Source organism: Bradyrhizobium sp. Ken64 (genome assembly GCF_055807555.1).
In genome coordinates, this window is the sequence record NZ_JBVVPA010000011.1 from 32221 (window position 1) to 49241 (window position 17021).

Annotated in this window: 14 protein-coding genes; 3 read left to right on the top strand and 11 right to left on the bottom strand. The window is 63.8% G+C overall.

The features are described 5' to 3' along the window. Window positions 1–23 precede the first annotated feature (23 nt). The 4 genes from AC0L2F_RS19205 to AC0L2F_RS19220 all read right to left on the bottom strand — a co-directional run bounded on the left by AC0L2F_RS19205 (window position 24) and on the right by AC0L2F_RS19220 (window position 4729). Window positions 24–1100, bottom strand: coding sequence for a BMP family ABC transporter substrate-binding protein (locus tag AC0L2F_RS19205; protein ID WP_007612862.1), 1077 nt, complete (start codon window positions 1098–1100; stop codon window positions 24–26). 78 nt (window positions 1101–1178) lie between these two features. Beyond that, window positions 1179–2096, bottom strand: coding sequence for an ABC transporter permease (locus AC0L2F_RS19210; RefSeq protein WP_473249447.1), 918 nt, complete (start codon window positions 2094–2096; stop codon window positions 1179–1181). Continuing rightward, on the bottom strand, window positions 2083–3174 hold the full coding sequence (locus AC0L2F_RS19215) for an ABC transporter permease (RefSeq protein ID WP_007612859.1): 1092 nt from the start codon (window positions 3172–3174) through the stop codon (window positions 2083–2085). The genes AC0L2F_RS19210 and AC0L2F_RS19215 overlap by 14 nt, the downstream gene beginning before the upstream one ends. After that, window positions 3158–4729, bottom strand: a complete 1572-nt coding sequence (locus tag AC0L2F_RS19220; RefSeq protein ID WP_473249449.1) for an ABC transporter ATP-binding protein — start codon at window positions 4727–4729, stop codon at window positions 3158–3160. Before AC0L2F_RS19220 ends, AC0L2F_RS19215 begins: the two co-directional genes overlap by 17 nt. Window positions 4730–5275: 546 nt before the next feature. Between AC0L2F_RS19220 and AC0L2F_RS19225 the strand changes: the two genes are divergently transcribed. After that, complete coding sequence (locus AC0L2F_RS19225) at window positions 5276–6385, top strand: hypothetical protein (protein WP_473249450.1); 1110 nt, start codon at window positions 5276–5278, stop codon at window positions 6383–6385. 134 nt (window positions 6386–6519) lie between these two features. Here AC0L2F_RS19225 and AC0L2F_RS19230 read toward each other — a convergent pair whose 3' ends face one another. Genes AC0L2F_RS19230 through AC0L2F_RS19255 form a run of 6 tightly spaced genes read right to left on the bottom strand, consistent with a single transcriptional unit; the run spans window position 6520 to window position 12392 of the window. Continuing rightward, entirely contained in the window at window positions 6520–7005 is a 486-nt protein-coding gene (locus AC0L2F_RS19230; RefSeq protein WP_063995489.1) for a nucleoside deaminase, read from the bottom strand. Window positions 7006–7018: 13 nt separating this feature from the next. Then, window positions 7019–8551: an ABC transporter ATP-binding protein gene (locus AC0L2F_RS19235; RefSeq protein WP_084777535.1), complete on the bottom strand. Its 1533-nt coding sequence runs from the start codon at window positions 8549–8551 to the stop codon at window positions 7019–7021. Further along, a complete protein-coding gene (biuH, locus tag AC0L2F_RS19240) occupies window positions 8548–9231 on the bottom strand; it encodes a biuret amidohydrolase (RefSeq protein ID WP_473249451.1) in 684 nt (227 codons plus the stop codon). The genes AC0L2F_RS19235 and biuH overlap by 4 nt, the downstream gene beginning before the upstream one ends. Before the next feature lie 11 nt (window positions 9232–9242). Then, on the bottom strand, window positions 9243–10169 hold the full coding sequence (locus AC0L2F_RS19245; RefSeq protein WP_007612833.1) for an ABC transporter permease: 927 nt from the start codon (window positions 10167–10169) through the stop codon (window positions 9243–9245). A 1-nt stretch (window position 10170) separates the two neighbouring features. After that, window positions 10171–11283 carry an ABC transporter permease gene (locus tag AC0L2F_RS19250; RefSeq protein ID WP_007612831.1) on the bottom strand — a complete coding sequence of 371 codons (1113 nt, stop codon included), beginning with the start codon at window positions 11281–11283 and terminating at the stop codon, window positions 10171–10173. Beyond that, window positions 11280–12392 carry a BMP family ABC transporter substrate-binding protein gene (locus AC0L2F_RS19255; RefSeq protein ID WP_007612830.1) on the bottom strand — a complete coding sequence of 371 codons (1113 nt, stop codon included), beginning with the start codon at window positions 12390–12392 and terminating at the stop codon, window positions 11280–11282. The genes AC0L2F_RS19250 and AC0L2F_RS19255 overlap by 4 nt, the downstream gene beginning before the upstream one ends. Window positions 12393–12796: 404 nt before the next feature. Here AC0L2F_RS19255 and AC0L2F_RS19260 point away from each other — a divergent pair, with 404 nt between their 5' ends. Further along, the gene (locus AC0L2F_RS19260) at window positions 12797–14071 is read left to right on the top strand and encodes an allantoate amidohydrolase (protein ID WP_473249452.1); all 1275 of its coding nucleotides are present in this window, start codon (window positions 12797–12799) and stop codon (window positions 14069–14071) included. A gap of 94 nt (window positions 14072–14165) precedes the next feature. After that, the gene (locus tag AC0L2F_RS19265) at window positions 14166–15539 is read left to right on the top strand and encodes a hypothetical protein (RefSeq protein ID WP_473249453.1); all 1374 of its coding nucleotides are present in this window, start codon (window positions 14166–14168) and stop codon (window positions 15537–15539) included. 10 nt (window positions 15540–15549) lie between these two features. Here the strand turns inward: AC0L2F_RS19265 and AC0L2F_RS19270 are convergent, their stop codons facing one another. After that, complete coding sequence (locus AC0L2F_RS19270; RefSeq protein WP_473249454.1) at window positions 15550–16869, bottom strand: dicarboxylate/amino acid:cation symporter; 1320 nt, start codon at window positions 16867–16869, stop codon at window positions 15550–15552. Window positions 16870–17021: the final 152 nt, after the last annotated feature.

Sequence of the window (17021 nt, forward strand, 5' to 3'; positions counted from 1 at the left end):
ATCTAGGCAATGCAAGAAGCGTGCTACTTGCCCGGCAGCTTGTCGTCGATGCCCTTGACGTAGAAATTCATGCCGAGGATTTGGCCGTCGTCGAGATTGGCGCCGCCCTTGCACTCGACAGGCTTGCCGTCCTGCCCAACGACCGGGCACTTGAACGGATGCAGCTTGCCCGCAGTGATCGCGGCCTGGGCATCCTCGGCGATCTTCTTCACGTCGTCAGGCATGTTGGTGTAGGGCGCCATCGCGAACATGTGGCTGTCGAGGCCGCCCCAGCTGTCCTCCGATTTCCAGGTTCCGTCGAGCTCGGCCTTGACCCGGGCGATGTAGTAGGGACCCCAGGTATCGAGGATCGAGGTCAGCTGGGTCTTCGGCCCGAACTTGATCATCTCGGAATCCTGGCCGAAGGCGAGCTTGCCGCGTTCGCTGGCGATCTGCATTGCCGCCGGCGAATCGGTGTGCTGCATGATGATGTCGGCGCCCTGGTCGATCAGCGCCTTGGCGGCGTCGGCTTCCTTGCCCGGGTCGAACCAGGTATTGGCCCAGATGATCTTGACCTTGATGTTCGGGTTGATGGTCTGCGCAGCGAGGATCGTCGCGTTGATGCCGGAGACGACCTCGGGAATCGGGAACGAGCCGATATAGCCGAGCACGCCGGACTTCGACATCTTGGCCGCGATCAGGCCCTGGATGTAGCGGCCTTGGTACCATTTGGCCGAATAGGTCGACATGTTCGGGTTGCGCTTGTATCCGGTCGCGTGCTCGAAATGCACATTCGGATATTTCTTCGCGACCTTCAGCGTCGGATCCATGTAGCCGAACGAGGTGGTGAAGATCAGCTTGTTGCCGGCGCGGACGAGCTGCTCGATCGAGCGCTCGGCGTCGGGGCCTTCAGGCACGTTTTCGAGAAAAGTGGTCTCGATCTTGTCGCCGAGCTCCTTCACCAGCGCCTGGCGTGCCAGCTCATGCTGATAGGTCCAACCGAGGTCACCGACCGGGCCGAGGTAGATAAATCCGACTTTCAGCTTGTCGGCGGCGGAGGCTGCACTGACGCTCCCGGCAAGCAAAAGCCCGGCAGCCAGCGCAAGAAGTGATTTCCTCATCATCAATCTCCAAACATCAGGGGAAAGCCACGATCCCCAACGTGCGCGCCCCATCGCGCACGCCGCGGAAATGAAACGCTAGCGGTCGGGCACGAACACGGTGCCAAGCGCAGCCGGTGCGGTCGATCCGCCCGTGCGCGCACGGGAGAGCAGGACCAGGACGATGACCGTCGCAAGGTAAGGCAGCGCCGACATGAGCTGCGAGGGAATGCCGACGCCCCAGCCCTGCGCGTGCAGCTGCAGGATCGTCACCGCGCCGAACAGATACGCGCCGACCACGAGGCGGCCCGGCCGCCAGGACGAGAACACCACCAGCGCCAGTGCGATCCAGCCGCGACCTGCGGTCATGCCCGGAATGAAGAACGGCGTATAGGCGAGCGGCAGATAAGCGCCGGCAAGTCCGGCGCAGGCGCCGCCGAACATCACGGCGAAGGTCCGGATCCGCAGCACGGGGTAGCCGAGTGCATGCGCAGACACGTGGTTGTCGCCGCAGGCGCGCAGGATCAATCCTGGCCGCGTGCGGTACAGGAACCCCCAGACGCCGGCGACCAGTGCCAGCGAAAAATAGACGAAGGCGTCCTCGCCGAACAGCACGCGGCCGATCAGTGGGATGTCCGTGAGGCCGAGAATGTAAAGATGCGCTGCCGGCGTGATGCGCTCGCCGACGAAACCGGCGCCGATCAGGCCGGAGAGTCCGACGCCCAGGATGGTCAGCGCCAGCCCTGTCGCAACCTGGTTGACGGCAAGTCCGAGCGCCATCAACGCGAAGACCAGCGACATCAACGAGCCGGCGACGATGCCGAACAGCGCGCCGATAAAGATCGAGCCGGTCAGCCACGCACCCGCAAAGCCACATGCGGCGCCGACGATCATCATGCCCTCGACGCCGAGATTGAGCACGCCGGAACGCTCGGTCACGAGCTCGCCGGTCGCCGCGATCAGGAGCGGCGTCGAGGCGGCGAGCACTGCGAGAATGATGGCTTCAATGAGTTCCACGAGCCACCTGTCGGTTCGGGAAGACCAGCTTGAAGCGATAGAGAATGAGGGAATCGCAGGCGAGCACGTAGAACAGCAGGATGCCTTGAAAAACCTTGGTGACGTCCAACGGGATCTTCATCGCGATCTGCGCCTGCTCGCCGCCGATAAAGGTCAACGCGAGAAAAAGGCCTGCAATTAATATTCCAAGGGGGTTCAACCGGCCGAGAAAGGCGACGATGATCGCCGTAAAACCGTAACCCGGCGAGATGCCGGGCTGCAGATGCCCGACCGGACCCGCGACCTCGATGATGCCGGCGAGGCCTGCCAGCGCGCCCGAGACGGCGAAGGTCAGGATGATCAGCTGGTTGGAATTGAAGCCGCCGAACCGCGCGGCACGAGGCGCCGCACCGACCACGCGAATCTCGAATCCCTTGATGGTGCGCCCGAGCAGGATCGCCGCGCCAGCGACGACGAGCAGGGCGATGATCGAGCCGAGATGCAGCCGGCCGCCCTCGATCAGCAACGGCACCGTTGCGACCGGATCGAACTCGGCCGTGGTCGGGAAGTTGAAGCCGTGCGGATCGCGCCAGGGGCCGCGCACGAGATAGTCGAGGAAGAGATCGGCGACGTACACCAGCATCAGGCTGGTCAGGATTTCGCTGGCGCCGAACTTCACCTTGCAGATTGCCGGGATCAGTGCGTAGAGCGCGCCTGCGGCGGCGGCGAGCACGAGCATGACCGGCAGCACCCAGACGCCGGCGTCGGTGCCCTGCGTCTTCACCGCAATCCAGCTTCCGGCGACTGCACCGATCAGGAACTGCCCTTCGGCGCCGATGTTCCAGGCATTCGCGAGATAGCAGAGCGACAGTCCGATCGCGATCATCACCAGCGGTGTCGCCTTCACCGCGATTTCCTGGAGCGAATAGCCGTCGGTCAAAGGGGCGATGAAATAGGCGTGCAGGGCGAGCAGCGGATTCTTGCCGAGGATCGCGAACAGGATGACCATGGTCACGATCGTGAGGCCGATCGCGATCAGCGGAGAGATCAGCGCGATCGTGTTGGAGCGTTCGGCGCGCTTCTCAAGCACCAACTGCATGCGCGGCCTCCCTCGGCTCCAGCGTGCTGCCGCCCATCAACAGGCCGAGTTTTTCGCGCGTCGCCTCGCTGGCGGCGAGCGGTGCGGATAGATGGCCATGGAACATCACGGCGATGCGGTCGGCGATTTCCGCGAGCTCGTCGAGGTCCTGGCTGGTCACGAGTACGGCGGCGCCTGCGGTTGCGAGATCAAGCAGTGCCTGGCGGATGACGGCGGCAGCGCCGGCGTCGACGCCCCAGGTCGGTTGGCTCACCACCAGCACCGCGGGATTGCGCAGGATCTCGCGTCCCACGATGAATTTCTGCAAATTGCCGCCGGAGAGGGATGCTGCTTCCGGATCGCGCTTGGCCTTGCGGACGTCGAACGTCTCGGTTGCGCGGTCGACCGTCTTCAGAGTGGCCGCAGTATCGATGAAGCCGTGATGGACCATGCCGCTGGCGGCGTGCCCGGTGAGCAGCGCATTCTCCGAAAGCTTCATGCGCGGCGCGGTGCCGTGGCCGAGCCGCTCCTCTGGAACGAAGGCCGCCCCGAGCTTGCGGCGCTGCGTGATCGAGAGATGGCCGGCGGCAAGGCCTTCGATTACGATCGTGCCGGGATCCTTCGACAGGCGTTCGCCGGACAGCGCGGCGAACAATTCGTCCTGGCCGTTGCCGGCGACCCCGGCGATGCCGAGGATCTCGCCGCCTTTTAGCTCGAACGAGATGTGCTCAAGGCGCACGCCATGCGCCTCGCCGGGGGCGAGCGAGAGTTCGTTGACGACGAGGCGCGGCACGGTCGTCTGCCGGCCTGCGGTCGCCTTCACCTCCTTGATCTCGCCGCCGACCATCATGCGCGCGAGTGAAGCGGCGGTTTCAAGCCTGGGATTGCAGGTCTCCACCTTCTTGCCGCCGCGCAGGATCGTTGCCGTGTCGCACAGGCGCTTCACCTCCTCGAGCTTGTGGCTGATGTAGAGGATGGCGCGACCTTCGGCCTTGAGCCGCTCCAGCACGACGAAGAGCTGGTCGGCTTCCTGTGGCGTCAGCACCGCGGTGGGTTCGTCAAGGATCAGGAATTGCGGATCCTGCATCAGCGCGCGCACGATCTCGATGCGCTGGCGCTCGCCGACCGACAATTGCCAGACCTCGCGTTTGGGATCGAGCGGCAATCCATAAGTCTTCGACACCTGCTCAAGCCGCGCCGACATGTCCTTGAAGGATTCTCTCCCGTCGAGGCCGAGCGCGACGTTCTCCGCGACAGTGAGATTGTCGAACAATGAGAAGTGCTGGAACACCATGCCAATGCCGCGGCTGCGCGCCTCCGAGGGACCGGACAGCATGATCGGCTGGCCCCGCCAGAAAATCTGGCCGGCGCTGGGCTGGATCAGCCCGTAGATCGCCTTGACCAGCGTCGACTTGCCGGCGCCGTTCTCGCCCAGCAACGCATGGATTTCCGTTGGCCAGATATCGATGTCGATGGCATCGTTGGCGAGGAAATCGCCATAGCGCTTGGTGAGCCCGACCGTCCTGAGGAGCGGGGACTCGCCGGAATGCAGGCTGTTAGCCGTGGGATCCAACATTCGCTGATGCGCTTGCATGGGGTGAAGTGCCTCAATACTGGGCTAGTTTGAACCGCTGCGTAAGGTGTGAAAAAGCGTCATCCCTTGCTCAACGCTTCGGCAGGCAGGTGGTGTCGGCGAGTCGCAGCTCTCGCCTGCGGCGATCGTCTTCAGATATCTTCCGAGATGACGCCTGTTGCAAATTTGTGACGGCTCAAGCCAAATCGGAACCCGCTATGCAGACTTGGCGTGAAGTTAAGCAGAGACGCGCCATCACGCGTATGCATTTGCGAACACTGCGACAGTAGCTCCCGCCCATTCTGTCTGCCTCGTCCGCTCGACATGAAAAGGCGAGCGAAATCAAATGGGAATATCCGGCAATGGCCGCTCTCGCCTGGCCGCGCGGCGGTGAGGTTGGCGTTCAAATCGGCCGGTGAAACGCAGTGCCCTGTGCAAACAAGCGGCATGCCTTGAAATAAGTTGAGGCTTCTCACTCCGGGAGATCGGCGCAAGTGTCGCACCCAAGGGACGTTCGTTTTTACGTGTCCAAACTTGGGGGTATTCAGGATGTCGTTTCGTTTCAAGGCAATTGCAGCAGGCGCGCTGTCACTTGCCACGCTCGCTACCGGTGGCCTGGCTCAGGCGGCGGATCTGCCGGTCAAGGCTGCCAAGAAGGCGGCGGACCTTCCGTTCTTCCTGGTAATCGACGACCGCGTCACCTTCTCCTACATCTTCAATGCCTCGCAGCCCGGTGCGTTCACCAACACCAACGGCGTGATCAACGCCAAGACGACGAAGCAGGTCTACTCCTTCACCCACTTCGATGCCTGGACTTACGGCACCAACTTCTTCACCATCTCGATGTTCAAGTCGGACCACAACGATCCGGCAGGCCCGTGTACTGCCACAGGCGTGGTTGTGTCGCCGGCTGCAGGCTTCGCAGCGACGCCGACGAGCTGTGCCGGCGCGACGGAGATCTACGGCCTTTTCCGCTCAACCTTCGGCTGGAACGAAATCTTCAACACCAAGGCCTTCACGCAGGGGCCGCTGCATAACATCTCGTTCGAGGTTGGCATGGATGCCAACACAGAGAACCGGTATTTCGGCGCCGCCAAACGCGACGTTGTCGCCGGTCTGCAGTTCGCCTTCGACCTTCCCTATAAGGGCTACTTCAACGTAGCGCCGCTGGTGTATTGGGAGTTCGCCAACCACAACTCCTTCTCGCAGTGCGGCGCCGGTTGGTCCGCTCCGTGTATTGCCGACGGCAACACGTCGTTCAAGCCGACCTGGGCGATCGAAACCAACTACTATATGGACCTCGGCTTCCTGCCGCAGAACATGCAGTATTTCTCGATCAGCGGTCGCGCGGCGTGGTACGGCAAGAAGGGCACTGACACCGAGCCGCTTCCCGCCAGCGTTGCCAACAACGTCTATCCGACCAAGGTCGAGTTCAATTCCGAGCCGATCCGCCTGACCCTCGATGCCTCGAAGGCGATTTGGGGTGATAAGTACTCGCACTTCGTCGACGTCTGGGTCGCCTATCGCTACTGGCAGAACAAGTTCGGCCTCGATCACAACAATGCCTTTGCTTGCACCACCTTCGTCGGTGGTACGAAGGTGAGCACCGGATCCTGCACCGAGTCCTCGCTCTACTCCGGTATCACTGTGAAGTTCTAGCCACCTGACATTCTTCAGGTGAACGACGATGGCGCCGCGTCAAACCTCCGCGGCGTCATCTTCGTTTGGGGGATGGGCTGGGTACCGTCAGGCGGCCCTTCGGTGAGTGCGGGGCAAGGCCCGCTTGGCGCCGTCTACTTCGTCCACACGCCGTCGTGCAGGGCTTCGGCCTCGTCTTCGAGCAGCGGCCCCGCAACCTCTGTCGGCCGCTGGCCGCTGGTAAAGACCTCGCGGCAGGGCAGGTCGAGTGTCGGGTTCTCCGGATGATCGCCGGTAATGCCGCGCAGGCGGTGCTCGCTGAGCCCGTAAACGACACGGCCGATGCCGGCCCAGTAGATCGCGCCGGCGCACATCGCGCAGGGCTCGGCGGAGGAATAGAGCGTGGCCCTCGCCAACACCTCGCGGTCGAGCGTGCGGCAGGCCTGCGTGGCCGCGAGGCGCTCGGCATGCGCGGTGCCGTCGTGATCCGGCATGTAGCCGTTCTCGGCTTCGATCAGGACCTTGCCCTCGGCATCGACGACGATGCAGCCGAAGGGATGGTTGCCGTGTGTGAGGGAACGGCGGGCGACCGCAAAGGAAAGGCGGAGGAAGTGCTCGTCGCGCCCGGATCCGCCGCTCATCGCTATTCCCCGGTCAATGCCCCGCCATATGCCGGCCGACCACGGTGAGATCGGCTTCGCTGGTCCGTGCTTCATACACGAATTCGCCGTGGAACATCACCACCAGCCGATCGGAGAGTTCAAGGAGTTCGTCGAGGTCCTCGCTGACCAGCAGCACCGCGGCGCCGCGGTTGCGCGCAGCCATGATCTCGGCATGGATTTGCGCCACCGCAGCGAAATCGAGCCCGAAGCAGGGATTGGCTGCGATCAGCACCTCGACGTCGCCGCCGAGCTCGCGGGCCAGCACGGCGCGCTGGACGTTGCCGCCCGACAGCGCCGAGATTGGCGTGTCGGGCGTGCGGGTCTTGATCTTGTACTGCGCGATCTTCTTCCTGGCATCGACGCGGAAGGCGCCGTGGTTGAGCCACCAGCCGAGGCTTGCGAAGGGCGCGCGGTCGAACTCGCGGAAGGCGATGTTGTCGGCGACGCTCATGCCGCCGACACAGGCGTTCTTCAGCGGCTCCTCCGGCAGGAGCGACATATTGTGCCGCCGCATCTCCTCGCGGCTGGCATGATAGGGATCGCCTGCGACGCGGATCTCGCCGCTCTCGGCTGCGCGCTGCCCCGCCAGCACCTCGACGAGCTGGCGCTGGCCGTTGCCGGAGACGCCGGCGATGCCGACGATCTCGCCGGCACGGACCGTGAGGGAGACGTCATGCACGGCGATGGCGCCGGCGTCGTCGAGCGCGCGCATCTTCGCCAGTTCAAGCCTCGCCTTGCCGGCTTCTCCGGTGCGCGGCGGCTGCACCGTCAGCTCCTCGGCGCCGATCATGGTGCGCGCCATCGCGTCCGGCGTCAGTTCGGAAACCTTGCCGGCGCCGGCGAGCTTGCCGCGGCGCAGGATCGTGACGTCGTCGGCGAAGGCCATGACCTCGCGGAACTTGTGCGTGATCATCAGGATGGTCAGCTCGCCCTTGACGACCATGTCGCGGAGCATGCCGAGCACTTCGTCGGCTTCCGCCGGGGTCAGCACCGAAGTCGGCTCGTCCAGAATCAGGAAGCGGCGCTTCAGGTAGAGCTGCTTGAGGATCTCGCACTTCTGCCGTTCGCCCGCGGAGATGTCGGAGACTTTTGAGCTGAGCGGTACCTTGAACGGCATGCGCGCGAGAAAGGCCTCGAGCTCCTTCATCTCTTTCGGCCAGTTCACGACAGCCGGCACGTCATCGCGCGCCAGCACCAGATTTTCGGCCACTGTCATCGCCGGCACCAGGGTGAAATGCTGGTAGACCATGCCGAGGCCGAGGGCGTGGGCGTCCTTCGGATTGCCGATCGCCTGCTCGCGGCCCCCGACGAGGATGTCGCCCTCGGTGGCGTGATAGTAACCCATGATGCATTTGACGAGGGTCGACTTGCCGGCGCCGTTCTCGCCGAGCAACGCGTGGAACGAACCCGGCCGCACTTTCAGCGCGACATTGTCCAGCGCCAGGAAATCACCGAAGCGCATGGTCATGGCGATCGCATCGACGCCGAAGGCGCCCGATGGTGGAGGCGTTTCGCCGACGATCACGAAATCGCTCCGATGAAGGCGTCGGAGGTCGAGACCGCACCGAACACGCCACCCTGCATCTTGATCATCTTCAGCGCGTGGTCGTGGTTGCTCCTGTCGGTCGCGCCGCAGCAGTCATGTAACAGCACGCATTCGAAGCCGCGGTCGTTGGCCTCACGCATGGTGGTGTGAACGCAAACGTCGGTGGTGATCCCAGCGAGCACGATGTTCTCGATACCGCGCACGCGCAGAATCAACTCCAGATCGGTGGCGCAGAACGAGCCCTTGCCGGGCTTGTCGATGATGGGTTCGCCGGGCAGCGGCGCGAGCTCCGGGATGATGTCCCACCCGGGCTCGCCGCGCACCAGGATGCGGCCACACGGGCCGGGATCGCCGATGCCGGCGCCGATCTGCCGGGAACGCCAGCGCTTGTTGGCAGGCAAATCCGACAGATCGGGACGGTGGCCTTCGCGGGTATGGATGATGTGAAAGCCTTGGGCGCGCATAGCCGTCAGCAATTTCTTGATCGGCTCGATCGGCGCCCGTGTCAGTGAGAGGTCATAGCCCATCTTGTCGACATAGCCGCCGACGCCGCAGAAATCGGTCTGCATGTCGATGATGATGAGCGCGGTATTTTCGGGACGGAGATCGCCGTTATAGGGCCAGGCATAGGGCTCGGACTTGATGGTGCGCTCGGGCATGATCTGGCTCTCTAGCGGGTGATCGACAATTCGGCCGGGGCGCCGGTCAGCGTGCGTTTCGGCGAGCAGGTGATGATCATGATCGCCAGCGTCAGGATGTAGGGTGCGGCGTTGAAGAGATGGTAGCCGGAGGTGACGCCGACCGATTGCAGCGCCGGGCCCAGCGCCGCGGCGCCGCCAAAGGCGAGCGAGGCCCACAGACACAGCAATGGGTCCCAGCGCGCGAAGATCACGAGCGCCACGGCCGTGATGCCCTGGCCCGACGACAGGCCCTCGTTCCAGCTTCCGGGATAGAACAGCGACAGGAACGAACCACCGATGCCGGCGAGGAAGCCGCCGACCATGGTCGCGCGCAGGCGGATTAGCAGCACCGAGTGGCCCATCGCACGCGCGGCGTCCGAACTCTCGCCGGCGGTGCGGATCAAGAGGCCCCAGCGCGTGGTCCGGAAGGCCCAGTAGAGAATTGGCGCGAGCGCGACGCCGATCAGGAAGAGCACGTTGACCCGTAGGGCCGCGCGCACCTGCGGAATGTCGCTCCACCAGCCGAAATCAATCGCGGGCAGCCGAGGTGCTGTCGGCTCGATCAACGGTTTGCCGAGGTAGAAAGCTAGGCCGGTGCCGAACAACATCAGCGCGATGCCGACCGCGACGTCGTTGACGCGCGGCAGGGAGCAGATGCCAGCATGCAGCGCACCCAGAAGCGCGCCGGTGATGCCAGCGGCGAGCACGCCGAGCCACGGCGATCCCGTGAGGTAGGAAATGCCGTAGGCGCTCATCGCGCCCATCACCAGCGTGCCTTCGAGGCCGAGATTGATGCGGCCGGAGCGCTCGGTGATACATTCGCCCAGGCTCACGAACAGGAACGGTGTCGAGACACGAATGGCGCCGCCGAGCACGGCGAGCGGGACCGTCCAGAGTCCGATCGAGCCGTCTGCCATCTCAGGACTTTCCCTTCAGAAACCCGATGCGGCCGTAGAGCGCATCGCTGGCCAGCACGAAGACGAAGATGATGCCTTGCAGCACCAGCACGGATGCATCCGGCAATCCAAGGCGGCGCTGCAACAGCCCGCCGCTGGCGCTGATACCACCGAGCAGGATCGCGACGGGGATAATGGCGAGCGGATTTTGCCGCGCCAGGAAGGCGACGAGAATCCCTGTGAAGCCGTAGCCTGCGGCGAGGTTGGCATTGGTGCGCCCCTGCACGGCGGCGACCTCGACCATGCCGGCAAGGCCAGCGGCGCCGCCGGCGAGGAAGCAGATGGTCAGGATCAGCTTGCTGACATTGAGGCCGACGATCTTCGCAGCCCGGATGTTGCCGCCGGCAACGCGCGCGGCGAAGCCAAACACGGTGTGATAGATCAGGATATAGGCGGCGATCGCGGCGATCAGGCCGAACACGAGACCCCAATGCACGTCGGTGCCGGGAATCGATCCGATCATGTTGGCCGCGCCGATCTCGCGGGTCGACGGCTTGTTGAGGCTCGAGGGGTCGCGCATCACGCCTTCGACAAGATGGTTGAGGACCGCGAGCGCGATGTAGACGAGCAGCAGGCTTGAGATCGTTTCGTTGACGCCGCGATATTGCCGAAGCGCGCCCGAAAGCATGACCCACAGGCCGCCGCCGATCACGCCGGCGATGACCATGGCGATCTGCACGATGAGCGGCGGCATGCCCTGAAGCACCAGTGCCGCGCTGGTTGCCGACAGCGCGCCGATTAGGAGTGCGCCTTCGCCGCCGATAATGACCATGCCGAGCTGCGCCGGCAGCGCCGTGCAGAGTGCGGTAAGGATCAACGGCGCCGCGCGCGTCAGCGTGTTCTGCCACGAGAACCAGGTGCCGAACGCGCCGTAGTACATGTAGAAATAGAGGTCGAGCGGGCTCTTGCCGAACATTGCGACGAAAATGCCGAAGACGCCGAGCGCGCCGGCCAGCGCCGCGCCCGGGATCAGGATATATTCGATTGCTCCGCCGTGACGTTGGAGGAATCCCGGATCGGCGGCCGGGGCAACCGTCCCGACCGCATCAACAGGATCCGCAGCTTCCGTCGTCACGAAGTCGCCCCGACCACGCCCTCCACGAGATAGTCCATCTTCTCGAGCTCGGGATCCTTCTGGCCGCGATCGGTGCCGGCCGCGATCACCGTCTTGCCCTTGTTGTCGACCAGGCCTCCCTTGAAGATGGCGTAGCCGTCACCGGACAAGAACTTGGCCTTGACGTCGTCGGCGTGCTTGCGCGCCTCGGCGGAGACCGCTTCGCCATACGGCGAGGTCTTGACGATCTCTTCCTTGAGGCCGCCGCGATAGAAGTTCGGGATGCTCTCGCCGGCGGCGATCATCTTGACGAACTTGGGGTACAGCGCTTCCCAGTTCCACTCGGCGCCCGTGAGATACGCCTTCGGCGCGAGCGGCGACTGGTTGACGTGATAGCCGCACACCATGGCGCCCCGTCGCGCGGCGTTCTCGACCATGGTCTTCGGACCGTCGACATGGCAGGTCAGCACGTCGACGCCTTGGTCGATCAGGCTGTTGGTGGCCTCGGCTTCCTTGACCGGCATCGACCAGTCACCGGTGAAGATGACCTGCGTGGTAGCCTTGGGGTTGGCAAGCCTCGCGCCGAGCGCGAATGCGTTGATGTTGCGCAGCACCTGCGGGATCGGCTTGGCGGCGACGAATCCGAGCTTGCCGCTCTTGGAGCTATAGCCGGCGACGATGCCCGAGATGTACTGAGCTTCATCGATATAGCCGAAATAGCTGCCGGCGTTTTTCGGGTCCTTGTCGCTCCAGAGGCCGCCGCAGTGCTCGAAGTGCAGCTTCGGGAACTTGTTGGCCATCTTGACCATGTGAGGATTGTAGTAACCGAACGAGGTGGGGAAGAGCAGGGTGGCGCCGTCGAGATTGATCATGGACTCGATCGTCTTCTCGACCGCGTCGGTCTCCGGCACCTTCTCTTCTTCCACGACCTTGAGGCCGGGAATCTTTTTCAGCGCCGCCGCGCCCTGGGCATGTGCCTGGTTGTAGCCATAGTCATCGCGCGAGCCGACGTAGATGAATCCGATGGTGGTCTCGGCCGCGAAGGCCGGACGAATGCCCGTCGCCGCACCGAGGGTGAGGGCCGCACCGCCCTGCAACAAATGACGTCGTGAGATCCTGCCAAATTCCATTGCTTGCTCCCCTTGGCGGATGCACCGCCTCATCTCGCGCTGCGCCGGTCTGGCGGAGCCCGGGATAGATTGTCGCAAGCTTCGTGCCAGAGGCTGTCGAGAGAGAATTTCTAGTTAAGTTATTGAAATTAATTTGTTATTTTCTGTGATCCGAGCTTGATCAGGAAAGCAGCAGATGAAATTATAGGCAGTATTTTGTAATTGTATGCAATGTGGTTAAGCAGTCTTAACCGGCTTGGACATGTGCATGACGAGGGCCGGGCGGTCTGCCGGCGACCTCATTCATGCTAACCACGCGCTGATTGGAACGATGTCGGCAGCGTGATTTCGCTGGCACCGAACTTGAATCGATTGCCGCCAGGACCGCCGTCGCCGCGGTCCCAAGAGATGGAAAGCCCGCCGAGATGGCTGCTGGTACCGCCGTTCAGAATGGTTCGCTCGGCGAAGAGATCGTGCGAGGGATCAACGACCTCGCGGCGATCTCGGAAGAAGGCGACAAGCTCACCCGCATCTATCTGACCGGCGAGCTGCGCAAGGCCGCGGACCTCATCCTGAGCTGGATGCGCGATGCCGGCATGAGTGCGCGTCTCGACGCGATCGGCAATGTCTGCGGGCGCTACGAAGGCGAGCGGCCGGGCGCGCCGTGCCTGATGCTCGGCTCGCACTACGACACCGTGCGCGATGCGGGCAAATGGGACGGGCCGTTGGGCGTGATCACGGCGATCGCCTGCGTCGCCGATCTCAACCGCCGCGGCAAGCGCCTGCCGTTCGCGATCGAAATCGTCGGTTTCGCGGATGAGGAAGGGGTGCGCTTTGCCTCGACCCTGCTCGGCAGCCGCGCGGTAGCCGGCACTTTTGACGAAAGCGTCCTGAACACACGCGACAGCGATGGCGTCGCCATGCGCGATGCGCTGGTGCAGTTCGGGCTCGACCCCGATCATATCGGCGCAGCCGCGCGGGCCCGGCGCGAGCTGCTTGCCTATCTCGAGCTGCACATCGAGCAGGGGCCGGTGCTGGAAACGCAAAACCTGCCCGTCGGCGTGGTCACCGCGATCGCGGGCGCGACACGGCTTGCCGCGCGGCTGACCGGCATGGCGGGGCACGCGGGCACGGTGCCGATGTCGCTCCGGCGCGATCCGTTGGCGGGCGCGGCCGAATGCATCGGCGCGATCGAGCAGTTTTGCCGCACCGACGAGGGTGGGCTGGTCGGCACTGTCGGCTACATCCAGGCGAGGCCCGGCGCAACCAACGTCATTCCGGGCGAGGTGTCGTTCACCATCGATATGCGGGCGCCGACCGACATGCACCGGAAGCGCGCGGTCGCCGATGTCGTGAGGCAGATCGAAGCCATCGCAAGGCGCCGTCAACTGTCGCTTCAGCTCGACGTCACCCACGAGAACCGCACCGCGCCCTGCGCGCCCTGGCTCCAGGAGCAGATCGCCCAGGCGATCAAAGCGGAAGGTTTCTCCGTGTTCGAGCTGCCGAGCGGGGCCGGGCATGACGGCATGGCCATGATCGACATTGCCGACGTCGGCATGATCTTCGTTCGCTGCCGCGGCGGCATCAGCCATCACCCCGACGAGCATGTCGAGCTAGCCGATGCCCATGCCGGTGCGCGGGTGTTGCTGCGGGTGATCGAGAATTTTCGGCCGCGGGAGGACCGCACCGGCGCGAGCTGAGTGTCGGGAGTTCACGTCATCGGAGCGAGACGCGAATCAGCCATGCTTGGAATGGTGACCGGCCAGTGCCGGGATCGCCGCAGACCAGGCGAACATGAACAGCGATATTTCCTTGCCGTCACATCGTGAGAACCGATTTTATCAAGGCGCGGCTGCGACCTTTGTCGCCAACGCGCTTCAGGCGGTGAATTTTCTCGGTGATCGATTCCTGAGGCAGTCACATCATCCGTTCACGGCCATCGAGGACCTCTACCGGCACTCGATGGACAGCGCCTTTTCGATGACCGAGGCATTCCTCGTCACGGGGGCGCCGCACGCTTCCGCCTATTACCCCCGCGACTTCGCCTGGTTCTATCCCGACGTCCTCGACCCCGAAACCATCATGGGCCCGCAGGATGCGGTGCGGCGGGCTCGTCTGCTCGAAAAGAGCGTCCGCCTGTTGCTGGAAGCGGTTCGCGCCGACGTCGTCACGACGACCATCGTCCCGGCGGGTCGCGCCCGGTACCTCGGCGTGAACTATTTCTCGCGCCCCTCGGATACGCTGCTCGGCATTCTGGCCGGCCTCCAGCAGATGATCTCTGCCGAGCAAAGAGCGTCATCCTATTTGGCGATGTCGCAATGCGCGCATGCCGGCCGCCTGCTCCTGGCCGAATATGGTGGTGATCTGAAGCGCGCGATCCTCCAGCTCGCAAGCGAGCTCGAACCTTTCAATGATGATGGCTCCACGTATTTGCTGTGCGATGCCAGTGCTCCGCGCTCCGCGGCAACCGACACGCGCGCCGAGCGCAGGCGTTTCGTCACCAATGCCTGCGTCTACACGACGTTCGTGTGGGGCGTGCGGCTCGGAATCGTCGACGAGAACGAGCTGAAGCGGCGGCTCGGACGCGATCTGGCGCAGTACAAGAGGGACCTGCTCCGCCTGTTCGGCAAGGGCGGCTATATCAGGCATTCCCTGGACGGCCCCGCGGGCTCGCCGGTATTCTCGGTCGCGTTAGATTTCGTCAGCGTGCATCGCGGCTTCTGGGATCTGAACGAGGCAAGCGAGCGCGCACTGTTCGCGGCCACGGCGGATCTGATCATTGCGGAGCCGCGCTTTCGCATCCCCACCACGTTCCACTTCCTGGTGTCGGCGGATAATCCGCGCAATAAGATGATCCACAAGATCGCGGCTCCCGCCTACCAGGGACGTTCCTCCTGGCCGACGTTCAACGTCGAGTTCGCGGATCGCATGCTGGACTATGACGAATTCTCGGGGAGCGATACCTACCGCGCCTGCGCGCAAGGAATATTGAAGGACATCCGCACCGCGACCGAAGTCCACGGCGGCTATCAGGAACTGATCTCGGAGCAGGGCCTGAAATATCGTACGTGGGCCTACAAGGGCGCCGTGGCCCACTCCTGGTTTCCGCGTTTCCTATCCGTCTGGAGGAGGGCGTATGGAACGCCGCTCCTCCAGTGGAATGACTGAACGGCGGTCGTTACCCCGCCGTCACGTCCACAACCTCACCACCGTCGAGGACCTTGGCCGCCTTGGCGCGGTCGAGGTCGCCTTCCCAGGCGGCCACCACCACGGTCGCAACGCAATTGCCGGTGAGGTTGCCGACCGCGCGGGCCATGCCGATGAACCAGTCGACCGACAAGACCAGCACGAGGCCGATCGCAGGGATGCTCGGCACCGCATTCAGCGTCGCTGCCAGAATCACGATCGCAGAGCCCGGCACGCCATGCGCTCCCTTCGAGGTGATCAGGGAGACGCCGAGCACCAGCAACAGATCGCCGAAGGACAGCGGCGTGTTGGTCGCCTGCGCGATGAAGACGACCGCGAGCGTGAGGTAGATCGAGAAGGCGTCGAGGTTGAAGGAATAGCCGGTCGGAATGACGAGGCCGACGACGGAATCCTTCACGCCCATCCGCTCCAGCTTCTTCATGATCTGCGGCAGCACGGCGTCGGACGAGGCGGTCGCGAGCACGATCGTCAACTCCTCGCGCAGGTAGGCGAGGAATTTGAGAATGTTGATGCCGGCAAGCGCCATGACGCCGCCGAGCACGCCCAGCACGAAGATGCCGACCGAGACGTAGAACAGCGCCACCAGTGAGACGAGCTGCTTGAGCGAGCCGACGCCGTATTTGCCGACGGTGTAGGCGACTGCGCCGAGCACGCCAAGTGGAGCAACGCGGACGATAAGCCCCATGACGCGGAACAGCACGGTCGAGGCGGCATCGATCATCGACGTGACGAGCTTGCCCTTCTCGCCGCCGACCAGTGCGAGGCCTACGCCGAACAGCACGGCGAAAAACAGTACCTGGAGCACGTCGTTGCGCGACAACGCGTCGAACGAGGTGCTCGGGATCACGTTGAGGAGGAAGGAGCCGATGCCGCCGCCCTGAAGCTTGTGGGCGTTATCGGCATAGCTATTGAGCGCCTTGGCGTCCAGCGTCGAGGGGTCGATGTTCATGCCATGGCCGGGGCCGAAAGTGTAGGCCAGGATGAGACCTACCACGAGCGCGACTGTGGTCATCACCTCGAAATAGACCAGCGCTTTGACGCCGACCCGTCCGACCTTCTTGAGGTCGCCCGCGCCGGCAATGCCGTGCACGACGACGCAGAACACGATCGGCGCCACGATCATCGAAATCAGCTTCAGGAAGGCGTCGCTGAGAATCTTGAGGGAGATGGCAAAATCCGGCACGGCCACGCCGAGGATAATACCGAGGATCAGCGCGGCCAGGACCTGGACGAACAGCGATGTGTAGAGCGGTTTTGGCTCGGCGGCCGGGGCCGCGGCAATGGTCGACATGGTGACTCCCCCGTTTTGACGACGTCTCGATCGTCTAAAGGAGCAACTAGCGTGCCAGATTGTCGCGGTGTTCGCTGAGGAGGAGGTCTATTCGGCCTTCTTGCGGTGCGACCGGGCATCCGCGTCGGCACGGGGAAACCGTTCCAGAAGCC

Coding starts and splice junctions, on each gene's coding strand:
- AC0L2F_RS19230 (WP_063995489.1), bottom strand. CDS start 7,005: ATGAGCGGCGGATCCGGGCGCGACGAGCACTTCCTCCGCCTTTCCTTT.
- AC0L2F_RS19270 (WP_473249454.1), bottom strand. CDS start 16,869: ATGTCGACCATTGCCGCGGCCCCGGCCGCCGAGCCAAAACCGCTCTAC.
- biuH (WP_473249451.1), bottom strand. CDS start 9,231: ATGCCCGAGCGCACCATCAAGTCCGAGCCCTATGCCTGGCCCTATAAC.
- AC0L2F_RS19265 (WP_473249453.1), top strand. CDS start 14,166: ATGAACAGCGATATTTCCTTGCCGTCACATCGTGAGAACCGATTTTAT.
- AC0L2F_RS19245 (WP_007612833.1), bottom strand. CDS start 10,169: ATGGCAGACGGCTCGATCGGACTCTGGACGGTCCCGCTCGCCGTGCTC.
- AC0L2F_RS19215 (WP_007612859.1), bottom strand. CDS start 3,174: ATGCAGTTGGTGCTTGAGAAGCGCGCCGAACGCTCCAACACGATCGCG.
- AC0L2F_RS19220 (WP_473249449.1), bottom strand. CDS start 4,729: ATGTTGGATCCCACGGCTAACAGCCTGCATTCCGGCGAGTCCCCGCTC.
- AC0L2F_RS19255 (WP_007612830.1), bottom strand. CDS start 12,392: ATGGAATTTGGCAGGATCTCACGACGTCATTTGTTGCAGGGCGGTGCG.
- AC0L2F_RS19260 (WP_473249452.1), top strand. CDS start 12,797: ATGGCTGCTGGTACCGCCGTTCAGAATGGTTCGCTCGGCGAAGAGATC.
- AC0L2F_RS19225 (WP_473249450.1), top strand. CDS start 5,276: ATGTCGTTTCGTTTCAAGGCAATTGCAGCAGGCGCGCTGTCACTTGCC.
- AC0L2F_RS19205 (WP_007612862.1), bottom strand. CDS start 1,100: ATGAGGAAATCACTTCTTGCGCTGGCTGCCGGGCTTTTGCTTGCCGGG.